At 51.3% G+C, this 394-nt stretch carries 1 protein-coding gene; it reads right to left on the bottom strand.

Going from position 1 to position 394, the window contains the following annotated elements:
- A partial coding sequence (locus FC20_RS10565; protein ID WP_420835931.1) for a diacylglycerol/lipid kinase family protein occupies nt 1–394 on the bottom strand: 394 nt, incomplete at both ends.

Here is a 394-nt window from a genome sequence, read left to right as displayed (position 1 = left end):
CTGTCAGCATCAGGCGCAAAGCGGAAGCCGCCGCCTTCATAGGCGGTGTTCATGCAGGCGGCGAAGATCAGCTTGTTCATCTTGATGCTTTCGCCATCGTCCAAGGTTACCTTTGCCTGGACTTTTGGGATGGTGGCGAGTTCTCTTAAAGCAATGGTCCCGTAGCTCAGTCGGCCCTGGTTGAAGGAGTTAAAAAAGTTCTTGAACTTGGACCGGTTAACTTCGTAGCAAACCGCCGCATCAAAGCCAATCCCGGCACTGACGGCAAAGCGTCTTTTGGCTCCGGTGTCATCATAAGTTAATTCGCCCAGGTCCATCTGCCTGAGAATCTTGCCTTCAGTGATCTTTTGAATGTTGTCGTCTTGGCCGGGATCTTTTTGGATATCCTTGATGC

The sequence above is a fragment of the Lactobacillus equicursoris DSM 19284 = JCM 14600 = CIP 110162 genome (assembly GCF_001434815.1).
Lineage (GTDB): Bacteria > Bacillota > Bacilli > Lactobacillales > Lactobacillaceae > Lactobacillus > Lactobacillus equicursoris.
This window is presented reverse-complemented; position numbering and strand designations above follow the sequence as displayed.